We start from the raw sequence: 21,317 nt of genomic DNA on the forward strand, positions 1-21,317 counted from the left end.
ATCTTGTGCCAAGCTTATCTACAAACGTGGCATTTTTAATTAGAATAAATTTTTAATTGCTTTATAAGATTTAATCAAGTGATTCATTTCGCAAGATTAATCCTGACTGGAGAAAAATTTATGCAATGGACAAAACCAGCTTTCACTGATTTACGTATTGGTTTTGAAGTAACAATGTACTTTGAAGCACGTTAATTATTTCTATTCAAATCTGTCATAAGCCCTAGTTTTGTTCTAGGGCTTATGTCTTTCTAATAAGATATTAATTTTATGTATATTTATATTTTAGGTTCAGCGGCTGGAGGCGGCTTCCCTCAGTGGAACTGTAATTGTCCTAATTGTCATGGTGTTCGTACAGGTAAAATTAATGCCAAAGTACGAACTCAATCTTCAATTGCGGTTTCAGAAAACGGCGTAGACTGGATTTTATTAAACGCATCACCAGATATCCGTCAGCAATTATTTGACTTTAAAGCAGCTCAACCTGCACGTAAATTACGTGACACGGGCATTACCAACGTTATTTTGATGGATAGCCAGCTTGACCATACCACTGGACTATTAACTTTACGTGAAGGCTGTCCAATGAATGTGTGGTGTACAGAAATGGTCTATCAAGACCTGACTACAGGTTTTCCAGTCTTTAATATGTTGAAGCACTGGAATGGCGGTCTTCAATACAATGAAATTAATCCTAAACAAGCTTTTAAAATTGATGGTTTCGAAAATTTAGAATTTTTACCTTTAATTATTCAAAGCGCGGCACCGCCATATTCACCACATCGCCATGACCCGCATGAGGGCGACAATATTGCCTTAATCATCAAAGATCGTAAAACACAAAAACAGTTGTTTTATGCACCAGGGCTTGGAAAGATTGATGATCAAATCATGCAGATTATGCAAAATTCTGACTGCGTCATGATTGATGGCACACTCTGGACCGATGATGAAATGCAGCAAACGGGTGTAGGTAAAAAAACTGGCCGTGAAATGGGGCATTTATATATTAGTGGGGAAGGCGGTTCACTGTCTTATTTGAACCAACTCAATACACCCAAAAAAGTACTGATTCATATTAACAATACCAATCCGATTTTAAATGAAGACTCTGCTCAATTTGCTGAACTAAAAGCACATGGTGTAGAAGTTGCCTATGATGGCATGCAGTTCGAACTCTAAGGTGAAACATGACTCAAACACCTGAAGCTTTAACAACCGAACAATTTAAACAAGCCATTATTGATAAAGGTCAGTATTATCATATCTATCATCCATTTCATGTGATGATGTATGAAGGAAAAGCCACTCAACAACAAATTCAGGCTTGGGTTGCAAATCGCTATTATTATCAAATCAATATTCCACTCAAAGATGCCGCGATCATGGCAAATTGCCCAGACCAACGTGTACGTCAGGAATGGATTCAGCGCATGATTGACCAAGATGGTGAATATCCTGACGGTGGTGGACGAGAAGCATGGTTACGGTTAGCCGAAGCTGTAGGTTTGAGTCGTGAACAAGTGATTTCCGAAGATTTGGTTTTACCAAGTGTTCGCTTTGCTGTAGATGCCTATGTAAATTTTGCACGCCGTGCATCATGGCGTGAGGCAGCAAGCAGCTCTTTAACTGAACTTTTTGCCCCACAGATTCATCAATCTCGCCTTGAATCATGGCCACAACATTACCCTTGGATTGATGACAAGGGCTATGAATATTTCCGCTCTCGTTTAAGTCAAGCACGCCGTGATGTTGAACATGGTTTAACAATTACGCTTGATTCATTTACCACTCATGAGCAACAACAAAGAATGCTGGAAATATTGCAGTTTAAACTGGATATTTTATGGAGCATTTTAGATGCCTTAACACTGGCATACGTACACAATGAAGCACCATATCATAGCGTGACTCAAGAACGGGTATGGCACAAAGGACTATTTAAATGAATAAAGAACAATTTGATGTAAATCTTGTGCCTACATGGCGACAAGGTTATCGCTTTCAATTTGAGCCTGCTCAAAATAGTTTTGTCATTTTATATCCTGAAGGCATGATTAAATTAAATGAAAGTGCTGGGGCGATTGGACAGTATATTGATGGGAAAAATAATGTCTCTGCCATTATTGCCCAGCTCAAGCAACAATTTGGCGATATAGCCGAAATTGACAACGATGTTATTGATTACATGTTAGTTGCCCAGCAACAGCACTGGATTGTTTTTATATGACTAATGGTGTTGGTTTACCACTATGGCTACTAGCGGAGCTGACATATCGTTGTCCGCTACAATGTCCATATTGTTCAAACCCTTTAGACTACGCACAGCACAAAAATGAACTGACTACTCAAGAGTGGTTTGATGTTTTCGATCAAGCTCGGCAAATGGGTGCTGTACAGCTCGGGTTTTCAGGTGGTGAACCTTTAGTACGTCAAGATCTGGAACAGCTTGTGGCACACGCACACCAACTCGGATTTTATACCAATCTCATTACCTCAGGCATGGGCCTTACTGAACAGCGTATTTCCCATTTAAAACAAGCTGGCCTAGACCATATTCAAATTAGCTTTCAAGCAAGTGACTCAGTTGTTAATGATGCTTTGGCAGGTTCGAAACATGCTTTTGAACAAAAGTATGAAATGTGCCGACTTGTTAAGAAATATGATTATCCGATGGTTCTTAATTTTGTGATTCATCGGCATAACATTGACCAAATTGATAAAATTATCGAGCTTTGTCTAGAACTCAATGCCGATACAGTCGAACTAGCAATTTGTCAGTTTTATGGTTGGGCATTTTTAAACCGTCAAGATTTATTACCAACGCAAGAACAACTCATACGTGCTGAACGTATTACCAATGAATATCGCGACAAGTTAAAAGCGCAAAACCATTCTTGCAAACTTATTTTTGTGGTACCTGATTATTACGAAGAAAGACCAAAAGCCTGTATGAATGGTTGGGGAAAAATTTTCTTTACAGTTGCTCCAGATGGTATGGCCTTGCCATGTCACGCAGCAAGACAATTGCCTATTTCTTTCCCAAATGTTCGTGAGCAAAGCCTATCAAAAATTTGGTATGAATCTACCGGTTTTAATCACTTCCGTGGCGATGCATGGATGCCAGAAGGTTGCCGTAGTTGCCCAGATAAAGACCGCGACTTTGGTGGCTGTCGTTGCCAAGCCTATATGTTAACAGGTGACGCAAGTAATGCAGACCCTGTTTGCGGTAAATCACCATATCATCAGCTGATTGAACAGGCACGTGCCGAGAGTGAATTCGATGCAACTCTAGAAAAACTGGTATTCCGTAATACTAAAAATTCAAAGCAATTTACGGTTCAGAAAAACATTCCTGTTCAAAATATTGTAGATGATTAGCTGTGAGAAAACCGATATGAATCATGGCACATTTCCTGTTTTTGATGGCCATAACGATATATTAACCCGTTTGTGGTTAAGTGATCATAGCAATCCTGCTCAGGCTTTTATTCAGGAACGTTTAGCAGGGCATCTCGATTTAAAACGCTGTCAAGAAGCGGGTTTTGTCGGTGGGATGTTTGCTATTTTCTTGCCGCCTTTTCATTATGTTAAGCAGCATCATCCCAACAAACTATTTGACCAAAACGCGTCTGACTTTACCCAACAGCAAATTGAGCAAATTTGTCTGGCACAACTCGATTTAGCAAAACAACTTGCCGAGTATTCTAACGATATTCAAATTTGCACAACTGTTCAGCATATTCAGCACTGTTTAGCAAAACAAAAGTTAGCCATTGTATTGCATATGGAAGGCGCCGAAGCACTACAGCACAATCCAGATTTACTCGATGTATTTTATGATGCAGGGCTTCGTAGCATTGGGCCGCTTTGGAATAGACCCAGTCGTTTTGGACATGGTTTAAATGCTAAGTTTCCCCATTCACCAGATACGGGAGCCGGCCTTACACACGAGGGGAAAGCATTTATAAAACGCTGTACTGATAAAAAAATGGTGATTGATGTTTCCCATATGAATGAACGAGCTTTTTGGGATACCACTAACATTCTTCAACAGCCCATAGTCGCGACCCATTCGAATGTACATGCCTTATGTCCACAAGCCAGAAATCTAACAGATGACCAACTTAGGGCGATCAGGGACTCTAAAGGCATAGTCGGGGTAAATTTTGACGTTGCATTTTTACGTAAAGACGGGCAGCGCGATGCCAACACATCTATTGATGTACTTTTAGAGCATCTTGAATATTTAATAGATCAAATGGGAGAAGATTATGTCGGTTTTGGTTCCGACTTTGATGGAGCACTTATTAGCGATGAAATTGAAGATGTAAGGGGACTACACCTACTTATTGAAGCAATGCAAAAGCGACATTATTCCAATGAAAGTATAGAAAAAATTTGTTTTTCTAACTGGTTAACCGTACTCAATCGCATTCTAGATAAATAATTTATTGCTAAACATATTGAAAATAGCGAATTATTTTGCATTTTTTATTGGCCGAAATGACTAAAAAAAGTACAAATAGTTTAATTGTCAACCATTCGGTAAATTAATTAGAATCAATATTACTGAATGTAAGAACATTTGGTATTTCAGGTCTTTAGTGGTTTTCACATGCGCCCATTTCTTTTTGAGAAGTAGAAATGGGCGTTTTTTATTGCTTATTTTAAAAATGAGAATTTCATCACAAGAATGACCAATTAATTGCAAATGGTCCCTTTCCCATCTTGACTAAAAGTTCAGCATTAAATACATTGGAAATGTATTTAAAGATAAATAAGATTGCTTAAAGCAATTAATAATACTGCTTAATCCTGAAATACAGTAAAAAGCCTATTCCATTTTTAGAATAGGCTTTTTGCTTTGTATCAAAATTTATTTTTGAAACTACTATACTCTTCAATTAACATAAAAATTAAATACCTTACAAAAGCGACTCAAATCAAAGCCCTTAAATAACAAATAATGTGCTATTAATTTAAGTTGATTTCTCAAAAGTTTCTCCGTCAACTGAAGAGGTGCAAAATGTTAAAATCAATTTTAGTACTAGGAACAGGTATTGCCATTGGCATGTGCGTATACAAGAAGAAGCAAAAAAATAGTAAGAGCTTTAGTACCGATAACGATACTGACTCATTGATTAGTAAAGATAATAATAAAAACAAAGATGATAGTTCTCTAGATAATGCTGTACAAGTTTAAAAGTAAATAAAGGGGTTCATACGTGGACCCTTTAAATATTATTTTCTATAAATTAGATTTATTTAAAATAATAAACTTTTTTACAAGTTCATCTAATATTAACTTTTATTTTAAATAATTATTTCACTATTCATTTAATTATTAAATAAATATGTTTAAAACAAAAAAAACACTTCAAATGCTAAATTTTACATGTTGTAGCAAAACTCCCTTTATTATCTTTAACGTTAAGAATAAAAAAATGGAGACTAAAATGTCTAAACGTCATATTTTAAAAGAAGTTAATGCAAAAAGTATGTGTGGTATGGAAATTGTGGTAGAGCAAATTTTTGAAAATGCGTTGGAAAAAAATTTAGCTTCAACCGAAGTAGAGCAAAACTGGTTACCACTTTCGAAGATTGTCATTTCAGACAAAGTTATCAATTTAGATCAAGACAATACCTTTGCCCATCCAAGAACAGGTAAAGTCTTTAAAATTTTAAACTCTTAAGCAGTTTGGTTACTAACATGCATATAAACGAAATGATTGAGGCGAAACAACAAAAGGTTTCGCCTCAATGCATTTAATTAAGTGAATTTGCATTTCTTGACTCGTGATTAACCTGAAAATGCGTTAAGTTACTTATAATTTTTGAAGTAAATACTGATTTTTTATGATAATTGAGATAGAAACCCATCCACTACAACCATTTTTACCTGAAAATGCCCGTTTATTAATGCTAGGGAGTTTCCCACCTCCTCGTAATAAATGGAAGATGGACTTTTACTATCCAAACATTCAAAATGACATGTGGAGAATTTTTGGCTTAATCTTTTTCCAAAACAAGACCTATTTTTTAAGCGAAAATCAGAAAACATTTAATGAAGAACGTATCCGAAACTTCTTAACTGAAACAGGTATTGCCATTTTCGATACGGCTTATCAAATTAAACGCCTCAAAGGTAATGCTTCAGATAAGTTTCTGGAAATTGTCACACCCACAGACTTGGCGGCTTTGCTTCAAAAAATCCCTTTATGCCAAACTATTATGACTACAGGTGACAAAGCAACTGATACCTTGATTTCAGTTTTACCTGAGAACACTGAAAAACCTTTAATTGGAACATCGACAACAACTTATTTTGCTGACCGCGATATTCATTTATATCGGTTACCGTCATCTTCTAGAGCATATCCACTAGCGCTTGAGAAGAAAGCAGAAGCCTATCAAAAATTCTTTAAAGAAATAGGTTTCTTGTAATATTCAAACTTACATCATCCACTCAATAGGCAGGTAAGAAACGGCTTTAATCATTGTTCGTTGAAAACGGCTGGTTCCCGGGTCTTTATCGTATTCAATGACTTGCCCATTCGACTGGTAATCTAGCCAAGTAATTTCACCTTGGCTATTTAGTTTTAACTGATAGGCCACTTGAGGTAAATGTTGATCTAACATAACGGAAATCTGAGTTTGTAATTGGCTAGATTCAATGACTAAACCTACTTCGGTATTTAAATAAGTAGAGCGGGGGTCAAAATTAAAAGAACCAATAAATACTTTGCCATCTACATCAAAAAATTTCGCATGCAAACTTGATTTATTTTTACCCTTTGCCGGTATAACGCTACCCGTTACGATTTCGTACCAAGTTCTACGTCGCCGTTCTAAAACAGGTTTAAACTCATAAAGCTCAATACCATTTTTAAGCATTTCTACACGGTATTGACTATAAAAAGCATGTACGATCGCAACATCATTCGCAGCAAAAGAGTTAGTTAAAGCACGAACTTTAATTCCTTCAACTCGCAGTTGTTTCAAATAATACGTACCTTGTTGAGTGGGTACAAAATAAGCAGAAGCTAATTCTAAGTGCTGCTTGGGTTTACCCATAATAGACATGACTTGCCCATACAGCATTTCATGTTCAGCTGCGGTACCTAAAATTTTCTTGGGAGAGTCGGCTACAAAGTGTGCTTTAGACCATTGAATAGGGTTGTGCTCTAAAAGCTCTTTTAGATAAGACTGAGCATCATAAAGTTTATCTTCAGTCAGGCTATGGTTCTCATGGTGTAATTGTTCGTAATGCTCTCTTAGAGCTTTTAAATGATGCTCAGCACAAGTACCAATCACTTTAGTCGCGTCTACACTTAAGGTACTTTCCCAAAAGTCAGCAAATACAGCTTGGGCATGCCGTACAGCATCTCCATAAAACAAAATATCTAAATCTGTAAATTGAAACTTACTGCTTGCTTCAAAATATTCACTACTGATATTTCTACCACCGGTTACTGCAATTGAAGCATCTGCAATAATGAGCTTATTATGCATACGGTGATTCACTTTTTTGAAGCGAAAAATATAGTCGAATATTCTTAAATATCTAAATTTATAAGGATTAAATAGCCTAATTTCAAAATTGGAGTGCTGTAAAAGGCTTCTTAATATGCCATCGAATTTTATACCGTTTTGATCATCAATTAACAGTCTGACTTTTATGCCTCGATCTGCCGCCTTCAGTAATTCATGCAAGATCAGATTACCCACAAAATCATTAGTCCAAATGTAATATTGTAGATCTATGGTTTCTTTGGCATTTCTAATTAAATAAATACGTGAAGCGATACTCATAAATGCATCATCGAGGGCTACAAAAGCGGTAAGACCCTGACGTGTTTTTTCTTCTGCTGCCTCATCATTCAACCAATTATTTGTCTTTATCACTATATCTTTCTCATTAGGATCGTATGTATCTGTATAAGAAGGTAAATCAGTAAAACCCCAAGCACTTAAGGCCATAGTACTATACTGTTCATATAGCTGATTGATCATGTAAGCATTTAATTTGCATCCAAGTTAGATCTATCAGAGCATTCTTATATTCAATTTATATGTCAAAAACCTCAATAACTGTATGATTTTGTTGTACTCTAAAAAACTATAAAATTAAAATATAATGAAAACAATGTATTAGTAGATATTAAAATTTTACTAGCGACGTGTTAAATAATCATTTTGATTGTGTGAGCTGTATTTTACTGCAAGAAATTATTTCGATAATTTATGAATTTCACTTATAAAACTGTGACATATTACTCCTTATTTTTATAAGTTGTGTTTTAACATGCGCTCTAATTTCACAAGTTCACATTACTTACAATGAGGTCACTAACTACTACATTAAAACACATGATTTCTATCATACTTCCTTAAAAAGCTGCATAAGCAACCTACCAAACAATGGAAGGTAGAAGGAAGGAGATAGGAAATGCCACAATATTTAATGATTGCTGAAAAGGTATATAAAAAAATTGAAGAAAATAATCTTTTTTCTGATACTCCGACTGAACATTTGAATAACTTGATAGGCGTAATCCGTAAAGAGATTAAAGGTACAAAATTTAAGCTTAAATATAACTTTATTGACTTTGAAGAATGTTTAACAAAGCCACTGGATGAATGCGCCGTTAAGATTGATATTAGCCTAATGCCAAGCCATAAAAATAAAGATGAATATATTTTATGGTTAGCGGGATTTATAGAAAGAATGACGACAGGTGGGGAGACTCATCTTCCTCCTATTTCAAAATTTATTCCACCAGACTTTAAATTTAACTGTGAATTTGATAGTGGTCATACTCAGCCAGTAGAAGTACAGAGACATGATGAGGGGGAACTTATCATTAATTACTTTAAATCAGAGGCCTTCATGAAAATTATAAACGAAGAAAAATAATTTAAAGAATAGAAGTGTTTCCACCACACTTCTATATCGCTGTCAAAATTCAGCGACCGCCTTCTGGGGCGGTTTTTTTATGGAATTAGCAAAATTCCTTGTTATGTTGATGTCTTCACATAAGTTTTCACTATGAACATAACTCACTTGTTCGCTATAAAAATAGATACAGAAATCAATGGTAGCTTTTTATTATCTTCATGATTTAAGGAGATATAGAAATTTTAAAAGAGAGTTCAATTGCTTCCTTGTAGACAATTTAGTCTAGATGTATTCTGAATCTATAAAGAACTTTCATGTTTGTTAGTTTTTTAAAGGAGGTGTCTATGCTCCATAATTTTAGACAGTTTTTCTGCATGCACATCTGGGAATATGATTTTGATATTTCTCATGTTGAGGTAAGAGAATGTAGAAAATGTGGGAAAATTCATAAAGTGAAGAGTTCCCATAAAATGACTTAAGATTAAAGAAAGTGATTTTAAGCATATTAAAAAATAAGCCCAATAATTTAAAAGTATTGGGCTTATTTATGTATAATAAAAAACCTATTAATTTACTCAGAATATAATTCAAATTAGATCACATTTTTAAATTATAAAAGGTTTCAATTTACATAAATTTATATTAAATTTAAAAAATAAATAACACTTCAATAAAAACTAAAAACTTAAATTTATAACTTTAATCTTATACTCATATTTTATAAGAAATTAATAAGGAGATAGAAATGCCAAAATATTTACTATTAGCAGAAAAAATTTCAAAAAATATAAAAAAAGAACATAGTAATAATCATCTAAAAAACCTACATAGTTTAATTATGGAAATCAAAAAAGCAATTAATGGTACAGAATTAAAGTTTTTATATAATTTTTTTGATTTCGGAGGCACATTTCTTAATCTTCAGGATGAGTTACCTTTCAAGTTAGATATTAGCTTGATTCCCATCTATAAAAGTGAAGAAGACTTTATTTTTTGGTTAGCAGATTTCATTGATCGAATCACTATCGACACAAGTAAAGGAGATTATTCAATAAAAAAGAAGTTAGCCATCCTACACTCTATTGTTGAGAAAATTGATCTATAGGCTTTAGCTTAGTATAGCCATTCTTTTAAGGTCCATTGATATAGAACTACCTTTTTTATCGGTAGTTCTTTTATATGTAAAGTATGACGAACTCACTTTTAAGGCTCTTGTCGAGGGGCAGAGTTCATATCGTGTCTCACTTTACTTATATTTTCATAAATAATTTTACGTAATCTGTTTATTGCACCTAAAGGTTTGTGCTCAGGTAAAGCATGCCACGGCGTAAAGGAGAGATTTTCACAAAATTGATTCTGTTCCGGTGTATCAAAGCTTTGCTTTGGAATACGAATAGTTGCAACCTGATAAAAAGGTGCTTCTGCTTCTTTCCATTCTGTCATTGCATCTTCAACTTGCATTTGAGTTGAAGTTCTTGGCTGTATAAGAAACTCCATACAAGCGTCTTGTTTTTGCAGCGTATCTTGTAGTGCAGCTCTTAAAAAATTATGGCTTGGATGGTCAGGTAGAGATGTAGACACCGTAGAACAATTTCTTACGGAGTACTTAACAGCTTGACGGTCATTATCTAATCCTAATTGATAGGGCACCATAGACCAGTAACGTGCATATAATGGATTAGAAATTTTAGAATTACGCGCTCCTAAAGCATTGATTGTTCCTTTAAGCCCTAAAGCAAACGGAATATGAAGCTTTCTGAGAGTACTTTTGCTATTAACGTCCTGCATAAAAGAAAGATATCTTTGCCCATCATTTACGAAAAAGACAGGATGATTGATCATAATAAAATCTTGAGTTGTCGCTTCTTTTTCACTTTCTAAAATTTTCTGACCTGGTACGCCTAAGACTTTTATGGCTATGCCGCGAGCATCTTTTTCAATGTCTGCTTGAGATGCATCGTTAGATGCATTCGAAAATCGGATCCAAGCCTGATAGCTCTTATCAGGAACAAATATACCTTTTGCAAGTTGATTTGGAATATTTTTAAGTACATGGAACTCGGCACGAACACAGCCATGTGCTTTAGGATGTGCATCTCTTAAGGCTTTACCAGGTGCATACTCTTTACGTATTGATTCTTCAATAACGCTAGAGATTTCTTGAGCCAGTTTTTTTTCATTTGGTTGGAGCTTTTCATTTAAATATTCATCAGGTATTGGATAATTAGTTGTATAGGTAGGAGTAGAAATAGCAGAAGCTTTAGTATTTTTATAAAATATTGGATCACTACAGCCACTTAATAATGAAAGAACTGGAGTAAAAATAACGAGTAGTCTAAAGTGGCTTAAATGAGAAAAGTTTGGCATTCATTGCTCCTTATTGCAAAGTCCACTTTAGAATTAAAATAATATGTTAGCTTTACATTATTTTAATGATTCCAACCATTATCTACTGTTAATAGATTAGACTAAATTGTTACTTATCTGAACAATATAAATAAAATTATTATTTAATATAAAGCTTCTTAAAACCATTAAGAGCAATATGACATGATAAATAATTCAGAAAATGTACAAAATAATTCGACTGTTTCACCTCAACCCATTACTCAAAATATACTTATTGATCGGTTCAACCCAACTTATTGGAGAATAGATGGTCCACAAACCATGTCTTTTGCGATTACCAATTATGGCAACGGTTTTGAGGCGTCTTTCCGCTCACGCATGACTACAGACTTGGCTGGTATTAGTTGGGACTCTTACGACTCTAAAGACCATAAATTTTTAGCTTATGAAACTAAATATAGCTATTCAGGTGTGGTATGGGACTTTGACATTGAACTATCACCATCTATGCCAGTTCTAAATAATGAGTCGCTAACTCCAACTTTAACGGTTTATTATAACGACAATGGAGTAGATAAAATTGCGTATATTGTCTTGTTCAACTATGCAAATACTCCATCTTCAAGATCTGCCCATATTCATATCAACTGGGATACAGTCAAAGCAGGTTTCTCGGCTACAGATAGTTTTCCAGTTACCAATATTCAGCAAATCACATTTTCGGCTTTTACAAGTAGTTATAACCCACACTCATCATTGCCCTTAAGTCAGGCTGAAGATGGTTATATTCGCATTACTAATTCAGTCGTGACAGGTGCAAATGCAAAACTAAATCTAAGCCGAGTGGTTGTACCACAGCATAACTATGGCTTATGTACCAGCTATGACGATCATTACGACCTGAACCCGCAGCGTATAGTAGATAACATGGCTGCTTTGGGTTATCACGGTTTCATTAATCATTACTGTGGTATGTCACATTATCCTGAAATGATCTGGAGAAGTGATATTAATAGATTCCAGATTCCTGACACACTCGTTACAGGACAGGATGTTATTAACCCATGTACCCGTAAATGGCATGAGAAATATGCCCAAGCTCTGCATAATGCAAATATGCAACCCGTTTTTGGGGTAAGTTTTGAAATGTACTCGCTAGGCGCAAATGAATTTTGGGCACAGCGAGACTGGAATAGTAATTTGGGTAAAACAGGCTACCAGCCACCAAGTTATTTCTTCAGTTTAAGTGATCAAAATGCTTTGGCATATTTACATAAAGTTTTTATTGAGTTTGCAGATACCATGGTGACGGGTGGGTGTGATGTCAACATGCAAATTGGTGAGCCTTGGTGGTGGTATAACACAGATACGAACTTACCATGTGTCTATGACTATCCAACCAAGTTAGCTTTTAATGCAGATACAGGTTTATATGCACCAGACTTAGGAACAATTTATGAGGCGATGAATAAAACAGGAACGCCGTATGATGAATTTAAAACATGGTTAAGAAATAAGTTAGGGCAGACCTGCCAAGATATTCGAACAGCAATTAAAGCAAAATATGCAAATGCCCAAGTGTGCCCATTAATCTTTTTCCCATCTATTCGCTCACCAATACAAACCCTAGCAACTTATATTAATTATCCAAGTGAGCATTATTCATACCCTCATTTTGATTACATTATGACTGAAGCCTATGATTGGCTTTTAGAAGCGAAATTAGATTTAGCCCATCAAGCTGTTTCACAAATACCAACTCAAGATTTAGGCTATCCTGCCAGTAAAGTTGCTTATTTATCAGGGTTTGTACCAGATGCATCTATTGCTTATATCTATGGATTCGACAAAAACAAACCATATCGAACACCTATCTGGCAACGTATTTTTGGAGATATGCAAAATAATGTATCTCTAGGGCTTATGAAGCAATTTATCTGGGCATATCCACAAGTTATGTTTGACTCGATTACAATCGATACTACTCAAGCTCCAAATGGCTTCTTTGTTGAAAATACGCTCTATACACCTATTAGTGATAACACACCATACCCACCGGATATTTACCTATAAGTAAAAATAAGCTGGTTACAAGATAATGATTTGATAAGAAACCTCTTCAAGTAAGGGGTTTTCTCGTTTTTTAAATGTAGGCTTGCTTAGACGTATGTGACTGGCTATGCTGTAATGGATTGCTATGAAAGCCAATTTTAATTTAAGCAAAATTAAGCTCTTGTATTAGCATTACATTATCTATTTTGCTCGACTATAAATACCGAATGATATAAAGGAAACCCAAAGATGAAATCTCGTGCAGCTGTCGCCTTTGCTCCAGGAAAACCTTTAGAAATTGTTGAAATTGATGTTGCACCACCCAAAGCGGGAGAGGTTTTAATCAAGATTACCCATACTGGAGTATGTGATACCGATGCATTTACCTTATCTGGTGATGATCCGGAAGGTGTTTTCCCGGCAATCCTAGGTCATGAAGGCGCGGGGGTAGTAGTTGAAGTTGGTGAGGGGGTAACAAGCGTTCAACCGGGTGATCATGTTATTCCGCTTTATACAGCAGAATGTAAAGAATGCTTATTTTGTAAATCTGGAAAAACCAATCTTTGTGTTGCTGTACGTGCAACTCAAGGTAAAGGCGTTATGCCAGATGGTACTACACGTTTTTCATATAATGGCGAACCAATTTACCACTACATGGGATGTTCAACCTTTAGTGAATATACGGTAGTAGCCGAAGTATCTTTAGCTAAGATTAATCCTGAGGCGAATCACGAGCAAGTATGTTTATTAGGTTGTGGGGTAACTACAGGTATTGGTGCCGTGCATAACACAGCGAAAGTACATGAGGGCGACTCTGTTGCTGTATTTGGCTTAGGTGGTATCGGTTTAGCCGTTGTACAAGGAGCACGTCAAGCAAAAGCAGGGCGCATTATTGTTGTAGATACAAATCCAGATAAATTTGAGCTGGCAAAACAGTTTGGCGCTACAGATTTCTTAAATCCTAAAGATTATGACCAACCTATTCAGCAAGTCATTGTAGAAATGACAGGCTGGGGCGTAGATCATTCATTTGAATGTATTGGAAACGTCAATGTTATGCGCTCAGCTCTAGAGTGTGCACATCGTGGTTGGGGACAATCTGTCATTATTGGTGTAGCCGGTGCAGGCCAAGAAATTTCAACCCGTCCGTTCCAGTTAGTTACTGGCCGTAAATGGTTGGGTACAGCATTTGGTGGTGTGAAAGGGCGCTCACAACTTCCTAAAATGGTCGAAGATGCTATGAAAGGTGATATTCAACTTGAACCTTTTGTAACGCATACAATGCCTTTACAAGACATTAATACCGCTTTTGATTTAATGCATGAAGGTAAATCCATTCGCACTGTCATTCATTTTTAAATGAAGTAAAAAGGGCTGTAATTCAGCCCTTTTTTTATGCTTAATAGTTTTTACCCTAAAGAATATTACCACAAATATCAGTTGTATCTGGTGGGTAAATAAATTGAAGATCATCTCGATCAGTTATAAGTTCACTAGATAACTCTTGACCAAACAAGTGATCCGAAAAGACGCCTGCACTACTAGACAGCATAAAACTTAGATTCGCTAAAGGAGCAGGAAGGTTAGATCTATAACCCAGATCAACCCCATTTAAAATAAAACCAACTTGCTTAGTATCTTGGTTAATGTATATACCTAGACGCTGATAACCATCTGCATTTAAAGCTACGTTTCTAGAATCATAATAACTAAAAATAGGCCCATTAAGATTACTCAGGCGATAAGTTATCGAGTAGTTCACATTAGGTATAATTTTCTTAAATTCCGTAGTATAAGCACCTGAATTAAAACCATAATGCAAGCGAACTGTGTAACGATTATTTGTAGTACCTGTTATAAAAATAGTTGATATATAATTGGATTTACCTAACTCTATCATTGGAACCTTAAGCTGCATTTCTAATGCAATGATACCTTTTGTAGGTAGTAAAAAATCACCGATATCATTTGTTGAATTAAGCTTATTTTTACTTTGAGCCACATATTCTATATTGGAATATTCATCTTTAGGAATTGAGTCTATAGTAAAACCGAACTCCTGAGCCTTGACCAATGGAAATTTTTTGATAGGAGTATCATCTTCAATATTTTGCATATTCCATAAATCAAAATCTTCCTGATCGGCATCAAAATTATATTGGCAAATTTTACGATAATTAGGCAGCGTTTTTTTCAATGAGAAAGTCTTTGACTCTCCTTGCTTATTGATAAACAATTTTTGAGATATCGTTGTGCTATTTGCTGGTGCCGTAGTAGCTAAAGGATCTGTGGGCAAACTAGTAGCATTATAGTTTACTGCCCAACTTAACATAATAATACTACCGACAATGATACCCATTTTTTTCATAATTTTTCCTAATAAATATAAAGTTCTAGAAAGTTTTGATGTAATAAAATCTATTCTTTTAGTTTTTATAATTTTAATTTTTAAAATTTTATTCTGTTTCGTAACGATCAAATATGATTAATCATATTCGATCGTTACAGTTGCCATTGCACGAACTTTACCCGCCGTAACATTCGTTGCTGTTTGATAGTAGCGGGCAGTCATCGGTACGTTATATTGAAGCGTCTGGTTAGAAGACAATGTACCTAAAGCGAGCTTATCGCCTTTTTTGATAACCTGATTTTTATTTTGATAATTCCAAAGTAACTGAACGCCTACACCGTTTGCTTTTTCAGAAGCTGCAGCTGTATTCGCTAAAACCTGATTGTTTGTACCATCTTGAGTAAAGTCATAGGTCAAACTAATGAGATTTTTCTCTTCATAGCCAGTAGGGTTAATACCACCATTACATAGGATGTTCATATCAAAGGTTTGTTCACCTTGAGTTGAACCAACACCTTTAAAGCCAGCTTTGGTAACTGTAGGAAGCTGTACAACTTTGTTAATGTTACCTTGGATTTCACATGACGATGAAGCAATCGTAATTGCGTTTCCATAAACAGTACTAGTTAAGAAGGGGCGATCCATATAGCCATTTACATAATAACGACTATATAAACCTGGGACTAAAGTACCAGAGCCTGTCTGCGGAGCTGTCTTTACGATTTCAACAACAAAATAACCTTGAGCAAGGTTATAAGTAGTTCCAGGAGTTAAACTACGAGTATAGGGATAATATCCAGAAAAATTAGTGGCATTTTCAGCTTCACGATATAAACGAATACCGATCCCAGGGATATTGGTAGAATAAATACTATTACCTAAGGAGCTTAAAGGATAATTTTGAGTTAACGCAGCTGTAATAGTGTCACTATACGAAGTACACCGTAGTGTAGAACCATTAGGATTAATAGGAAAGGTTGCTTTTGTGAGAATTTTTCCTACAGGATCGCTTGGTCGCACTACAACTCGCCCAACAGCCATTGAGATATCAACCGTAGTAAACCCAGAGCTAAGTGTACAGTATGCATTAGCTTCACCATACACACCTAAGCCCGCGGTAAATAGAGCACCCGTTAATAATATTCTTTTCATTTGCAGACAGCCTCCGTCATTACCACGCTTTGTTGCTTGTTTTGCAACTGATTACCAACATTGTACTCAACCGAACAACGCTCATTGCTTTCGTCTCCCCATTTTACATACAGACGATCTTGAGCAAGTGGGGTACGTAAGTAAATCATACTACCTTGTGCAACAATACCTACAGCTTCGTCTTTTTGGTTAAAGACTTGTGCTGCAAAAGGTAAGCTGTTGCCATCTGCAGTCTTACTATTAATATAAACTGCATAACCTGTCTTAGTCGCAAAATCTACTTTAGCAATTGCACCAGCAAACGGTGCAATACGTTGACTTGTTTCTTCAAGTTCTACTTTGCTAGACATTTCTTGAGGGTCAAGGGTAATGTCATTAAGACGGTATGGAGTAACATATGGAACTACGGCATAACCTGCTTTATTGATGCTTAGACCAACGGTATTACTTACTTTTGCGCCAGCTGCATCAGGTGCATGTACAAGTACCATTGTTTGACCTTGTTCAGGTCCAAATAACACACCTTTTGAGTGAGCAACGATACTACCGCTTAAGCTCACCATAGCTTGTTGATAAGAATCAGCCACACTATAAGAACCGCCAACAGTTGTATAGTTAGTACGATAACGACCATTTAGGTTAAATGTTGGGTTTGCATAGTCCTGATGCGACATAGAAGCACCATAACTAAAGCGATCACCCACCATTCCACTTGCACCCACTGTACGACTATCTTCAGATGCAGTAATGTTGACATTAACTGAGTTCTTCTTGAAGTTCATTGGGAAAGACAATGTCATTAAGTATTCAGTATCACGTGATTGGTTACTTGCGCCGTATTCAACTTTACGATTGATCGCAGACAAACCATAAGTTAAACCATGGTAATTATTGCTATAACCAATCTGATACTGTTTAGTTGTTTCACTACGGTTCCAATAATCGACCCATGAACCTACCATATAGAAGTTACCCCAACCCTCAGGGAGTCCTTGGTTCAAGGTAATCTGGAATTCACTACGTTGGCGACCCGCAGCGTAAGTATTGATACCTTTTTCTTCTAAATCACGAATAAGAAGGGCATCACGCAATTTATAGAAGTTTTCTGTTGAATAACGATAAGCTGCAAGTGTTAAGTTCGTATTGGTTGGTGAAATTAATTTACTGTAGCTTAAACGGAAACTTTGACCAGACTGCGAAGCTTGTTTTTCAAAGTCCGCCTCAGAATGCGTAACGTCAAATGCAACAGCACCAATAGGTGTTGCAAAAGCAGCACCCAGCAATAAAGCTGTATAATTTTCAGAAGCCTGAATTCCGGTATAACCCGTTAAATAGTTATTAATACCTTGTTGATATTTACCCTGAACCACCCAAGGATTAAGATCAATATCACGATCACGGAATTGACCTACAGTGAGTGAGTAACGGTTTACACCCGGACGTAACATCTGAACAACAGATGCATAAGGCACAGAAAATTTTTGTATTTCCCCATTCGCCTCAATAACGGTAACTTCAATCTCGCCACCAAATCCAGTAGGGTACAGGTCATTAATTTCGAAGTTACCCGGTGCTACCGTTGTTTGATAGATAAGTTGGCCTTGCTGACGTACTTCAATTTTTGCATTAGTTTTAGCATTACCACGAATACGTGGGGCATAACCAAGCATACTATTCGGCAGCATTCGATCGTCACTTGAGAAATCAATACCACGATAGCCATAAGAGTCAAATACTTCGCCGTTTGTAAAACTATCACCAAGTGTTAAAACACCACGATATTTCGGGAATGCTCGCTGTAAATAAGTACTTGTTTCTTCGTAACTTGACTTAGATTGATTTTCAGCAGGTGTATCTTGCCATTGCCACTGACCATTGTGACGTAGCTGCCAACCACCTAAATTTAGTCCGGCTGTGATACCCATAAACGCATTTGAGGTTTCACTTCTATCATTCGATTGAGTGAACGTTTTATAAGCACTACCGTTATAAGATAAAAAGCCTGCATTAATACCGCGATCCCATACGCTCGGATCGACATAACCTTGCGCATTTTTTTGTAATGCGACTTGAGGGATTGAAATATCGACACGTAAACGAGAGTTATCAAACTCGTAAAATGCATTTTCAACCCATTCTTCTATTTTGTAGCAACTATTATTTTCTTTTTGAAGGGGAGCATGCTTAGACAAAACCTCTTGTTTTACGCCGTATTCAAGAAGATTCATTCCTGTAAAGCAAGTGACCGCATTTTGTGTTGGGTCTACCGCCTTAAACACCATACGACGTTTACCAAACCATTGACCATTTACATATACGTCAACGTTATATTCGCCAGGTAAAACAGGGTTGCCATATTTAAAGCGAGAAATATCAACTTTTTTTGCATCGCCAATTAAGAAAGCAGAATCAAACTCAGCTTCGACAGGAGCACTCGCAGCTGTTTCTTCAGCGTGCACGAATACAGGCATTGTCATGGTAACAACACCGGAAGCCAAGTAATAACAAATATGGCGTTTTAATAATTTATAAGATTCTTGCCGTTTTTTTGGCATAGCTAAGTCCGCCTACTCACATAATAGGTGCTTAAAATTTATTAAAAAATATAAATCTGATTATTGAAGTTTTATTGAGTGTTCGACTCGGCCACCGTAGTCATTCACATTAATAAAACTCATATCCTGAAGATTGCCATTCTTAAGCTGAATGGATGCATCAGAAAAAGGCTTAACCATTAGCCCTTCAGGTAATAAATCTACTTTTTTATCGCCGACTTTCTGATAAACAGAAGTCATCGTAATATGAAAAGGTGTTGGATTTTTTACCGTTAAGTTTTGACCAGATTTAACCCATTGAAGCTTATCTGCCGCTAAGTTCGCATCATCTTTAATCGAAGCTGGACGATAGAAGAATTTAATACGTGAACGAATTGCTAATTGCAGAAAATTATCAGGTGTCGCATCTGAGCCCTTTGAGGTAGGTCTTGGAGGAATATCCAAAACATTTAACCATAAGACAGTTTCTTGCTTCTGATTTAACTGAGAAGCAGTGGGTAGAGCAGTAATACGAAAAGTCTGACTTTTTGTTGCTTCAACACGAGAAATTGGAGGAGCAATCATAAAAGGAACTTTTGATTGATCCGGAGTACTTTTTGGGTCGCCTTCATCAATCCAAGCTTGGACAAGTGCTGGTTTTGAACCGTTATTGCTAACTTGTAGCGTAACTTCTCGGGCATCTGATGGATAAATTACACGAGTGCCATGAATTACAATTTCTGCATGAGAGGCAGGTGCGGCTACCGCTGAAGCAAATGCCAAACCTAACAAAAAATTCTTTGTACACGACAAAAAAAGACAACTCATTGAAATAATGGCATAATACTTGTTTTCTGACGATGAATATGATGACACATTTCAATGAGTTACATCTCATCTTAAACAAATATCTAAAGTGGAACAAGTCACGTGTAAAATGTTTTACACTGATTATGCTTGCATTAATTGTAAAACAGACATGTAATCTTTCTTCTGCATCTAAAGCCTTACCCATCAAGTGCTTACCACAATCATTTTATCGACGTATACAACGCTTCTTTGCAGATCAGTATTTCGATTATCGTCAAATTTCTCAGTTAATTTTCAATATATTTTCATTCGATAAAGTCCAATTAACTTTGGATAGAACCAATTGGAAATGGGGAAAACGAGATATCAATATCTTGATGTTAGCCATCGTCTATCGTGGAATAGCGATACCTATTGTTTGGACATTGCTCAATAAACGTGGAAATTCAGATACAAAAGAGCGTATTGCTTTGATTCAACGCTTTATCTCCATTTTTGGTAAAGATCGTATTGTGAATGTGTTTGCAGACAGAGAATTTATCGGTGAGAAATGGTTTATATGGTTAATTGAAAATGACATTAACTTCTGTATACGTGTTAAAAAAACTTTATTGTGACCAATCACTTAGCCAAGAGTCATAAAATTAGTGATTTATTTCGTCATCTTCAAGTTGGTCAAACTGAATGTCGTAAACGACGTATTTGGGTTGGTCGAGTGAAACTGTATATTAGTGCGTTACGATTAGAAGATGGAGAACTTTTACTTGTTGTTTCTCCTATGTTTAATGCTTCTGCTATTGGTGATTATGCATTACGCTGGGAAATCGAAACCTTATTTAGTTGTCTCAAAGGACGTGGATTCAATCTTGAAAATACTCGTTTAACAGACCCTAGACGAGTCAAGAAATTGATAGCAGTGCTAGCGATCGGTTTCTGTTGGTGCTATTTAACAGGTGAATGGCAACATGATCGAAAAAAAGCGATAAAAATAAAGAAGCATGGACGACTTTCAGTAAGTTTATTTCGCTACGGTTTGGACTATGTTCAAATGGCTATTCTACGTTTGATTGGTTTTGGAAAAAAAGAAGAATTTAAGAAAGTGCTCGCAATTTTAAGAAAGAAAAAGCCTGATAGGACAAGGGCTCTATGAAATTTGTCGTGTACAGAG

20 protein-coding genes are annotated in these 21,317 nt (G+C 36.2%); 14 read left to right on the forward strand and 6 right to left on the reverse strand.

The features are described 5' to 3' along the window. Positions 1 to 120 precede the first annotated feature (120 nt). The 9 genes from pqqA (at position 121) to MKL35_RS07320 (ending at position 6,447) form a co-directional block, all read left to right on the forward strand. Positions 121 to 195, forward strand: coding sequence for a pyrroloquinoline quinone precursor peptide PqqA (pqqA, locus tag MKL35_RS07280; protein ID WP_001982218.1), 75 nt, complete (start codon positions 121 to 123; stop codon positions 193 to 195). A gap of 75 nt (positions 196 to 270) precedes the next feature. Next, positions 271 to 1,182, forward strand: a complete 912-nt coding sequence (gene pqqB / locus MKL35_RS07285) for a pyrroloquinoline quinone biosynthesis protein PqqB (protein WP_032010401.1) — start codon at positions 271 to 273, stop codon at positions 1,180 to 1,182. Positions 1,183 to 1,190: 8 nt separating this feature from the next. After that, positions 1,191 to 1,949, forward strand: a complete 759-nt coding sequence (pqqC, locus tag MKL35_RS07290) for a pyrroloquinoline-quinone synthase PqqC (RefSeq protein WP_032010403.1) — start codon at positions 1,191 to 1,193, stop codon at positions 1,947 to 1,949. Then, positions 1,946 to 2,230: a pyrroloquinoline quinone biosynthesis peptide chaperone PqqD gene (gene pqqD / locus MKL35_RS07295; RefSeq protein WP_017398113.1), complete on the forward strand. Its 285-nt coding sequence runs from the start codon at positions 1,946 to 1,948 to the stop codon at positions 2,228 to 2,230. The genes pqqC and pqqD overlap by 4 nt, the downstream gene beginning before the upstream one ends. Further along, positions 2,227 to 3,381 (forward strand): pyrroloquinoline quinone biosynthesis protein PqqE, encoded by a 1,155-nt coding sequence (pqqE, locus tag MKL35_RS07300; RefSeq protein WP_270913225.1) that lies wholly within the window; start codon positions 2,227 to 2,229, stop codon positions 3,379 to 3,381. Before pqqD ends, pqqE begins: the two co-directional genes overlap by 4 nt. Positions 3,382 to 3,397: 16 nt before the next feature. After that, on the forward strand, positions 3,398 to 4,450 hold the full coding sequence (locus tag MKL35_RS07305; protein WP_032010407.1) for a dipeptidase: 1,053 nt from the start codon (positions 3,398 to 3,400) through the stop codon (positions 4,448 to 4,450). A 579-nt stretch (positions 4,451 to 5,029) separates the two neighbouring features. Beyond that, positions 5,030 to 5,206 carry a hypothetical protein gene (locus MKL35_RS07310; RefSeq protein WP_017398111.1) on the forward strand — a complete coding sequence of 59 codons (177 nt, stop codon included), beginning with the start codon at positions 5,030 to 5,032 and terminating at the stop codon, positions 5,204 to 5,206. A 253-nt stretch (positions 5,207 to 5,459) separates the two neighbouring features. After that, positions 5,460 to 5,696 carry a hypothetical protein gene (locus tag MKL35_RS07315; protein WP_000044007.1) on the forward strand — a complete coding sequence of 79 codons (237 nt, stop codon included), beginning with the start codon at positions 5,460 to 5,462 and terminating at the stop codon, positions 5,694 to 5,696. A 163-nt stretch (positions 5,697 to 5,859) separates the two neighbouring features. Further along, the gene (locus tag MKL35_RS07320) at positions 5,860 to 6,447 is read left to right on the forward strand and encodes a uracil-DNA glycosylase family protein (protein WP_032010408.1); all 588 of its coding nucleotides are present in this window, start codon (positions 5,860 to 5,862) and stop codon (positions 6,445 to 6,447) included. 9 nt (positions 6,448 to 6,456) lie between these two features. On the opposite strand, the gene MKL35_RS07325 is transcribed toward MKL35_RS07320, so the two are convergent. Further along, the gene (locus MKL35_RS07325; RefSeq protein WP_270913229.1) at positions 6,457 to 8,016 is read right to left on the reverse strand and encodes a phospholipase D family protein; all 1,560 of its coding nucleotides are present in this window, start codon (positions 8,014 to 8,016) and stop codon (positions 6,457 to 6,459) included. Between the two features lie 436 nt (positions 8,017 to 8,452). Between MKL35_RS07325 and MKL35_RS07330 the strand changes: the two genes are divergently transcribed. Together MKL35_RS07330 and MKL35_RS07335 are read left to right on the forward strand one after the other, a co-directional pair. Beyond that, complete coding sequence (locus MKL35_RS07330) at positions 8,453 to 8,920, forward strand: hypothetical protein (protein ID WP_016805599.1); 468 nt, start codon at positions 8,453 to 8,455, stop codon at positions 8,918 to 8,920. Positions 8,921 to 9,647: 727 nt separating this feature from the next. Next, positions 9,648 to 10,007, forward strand: coding sequence for a hypothetical protein (locus MKL35_RS07335; RefSeq protein ID WP_032010410.1), 360 nt, complete (start codon positions 9,648 to 9,650; stop codon positions 10,005 to 10,007). Between the two features lie 98 nt (positions 10,008 to 10,105). On the opposite strand, the gene MKL35_RS07340 is transcribed toward MKL35_RS07335, so the two are convergent. Then, positions 10,106 to 11,269 carry a catalase family protein gene (locus tag MKL35_RS07340; protein WP_032010412.1) on the reverse strand — a complete coding sequence of 388 codons (1,164 nt, stop codon included), beginning with the start codon at positions 11,267 to 11,269 and terminating at the stop codon, positions 10,106 to 10,108. A gap of 183 nt (positions 11,270 to 11,452) precedes the next feature. On the opposite strand from MKL35_RS07340, the gene MKL35_RS07345 reads away from it, so the two are divergent. Both MKL35_RS07345 and MKL35_RS07350 read left to right on the forward strand, forming a co-directional pair. Then, complete coding sequence (locus MKL35_RS07345) at positions 11,453 to 13,324, forward strand: non-contractile tail sheath protein (RefSeq protein ID WP_032010414.1); 1,872 nt, start codon at positions 11,453 to 11,455, stop codon at positions 13,322 to 13,324. 228 nt (positions 13,325 to 13,552) lie between these two features. Continuing rightward, complete coding sequence (locus MKL35_RS07350) at positions 13,553 to 14,662, forward strand: S-(hydroxymethyl)glutathione dehydrogenase/class III alcohol dehydrogenase (protein WP_270913232.1); 1,110 nt, start codon at positions 13,553 to 13,555, stop codon at positions 14,660 to 14,662. A gap of 55 nt (positions 14,663 to 14,717) precedes the next feature. Here the strand turns inward: MKL35_RS07350 and MKL35_RS07355 are convergent, their stop codons facing one another. The 4 genes from MKL35_RS07355 to MKL35_RS07370 form a co-directional block, all read right to left on the reverse strand. Next, entirely contained in the window at positions 14,718 to 15,671 is a 954-nt protein-coding gene (locus tag MKL35_RS07355; RefSeq protein ID WP_032010417.1) for a DUF4882 family protein, read from the reverse strand. Between the two features lie 117 nt (positions 15,672 to 15,788). Next, on the reverse strand, positions 15,789 to 16,805 hold the full coding sequence (locus tag MKL35_RS07360; RefSeq protein WP_032010419.1) for a fimbrial protein: 1,017 nt from the start codon (positions 16,803 to 16,805) through the stop codon (positions 15,789 to 15,791). After that, the gene (locus MKL35_RS07365) at positions 16,802 to 19,360 is read right to left on the reverse strand and encodes a fimbria/pilus outer membrane usher protein (RefSeq protein WP_032010421.1); all 2,559 of its coding nucleotides are present in this window, start codon (positions 19,358 to 19,360) and stop codon (positions 16,802 to 16,804) included. Before MKL35_RS07365 ends, MKL35_RS07360 begins: the two co-directional genes overlap by 4 nt. A 60-nt stretch (positions 19,361 to 19,420) precedes the next feature. Further along, complete coding sequence (locus tag MKL35_RS07370; RefSeq protein ID WP_270913235.1) at positions 19,421 to 20,167, reverse strand: fimbrial biogenesis chaperone; 747 nt, start codon at positions 20,165 to 20,167, stop codon at positions 19,421 to 19,423. Positions 20,168 to 20,208: 41 nt separating this feature from the next. Here MKL35_RS07370 and MKL35_RS07375 point away from each other — a divergent pair. After that, a protein-coding gene (locus MKL35_RS07375) for an IS4 family transposase (RefSeq protein ID WP_208728222.1) occupies positions 20,209 to 21,299 on the forward strand; the annotation gives its coding sequence in 2 pieces (ribosomal slippage) (positions 20,209 to 20,749 and positions 20,749 to 21,299; 1,092 coding nt in all). Positions 21,300 to 21,317 lie beyond the last annotated feature (18 nt).

Origin of the sequence: Acinetobacter sp. AOR41_HL, assembly GCF_027854645.1 — a bacterium.
GTDB classification, from domain to species: domain Bacteria; phylum Pseudomonadota; class Gammaproteobacteria; order Pseudomonadales; family Moraxellaceae; genus Acinetobacter; species Acinetobacter nosocomialis.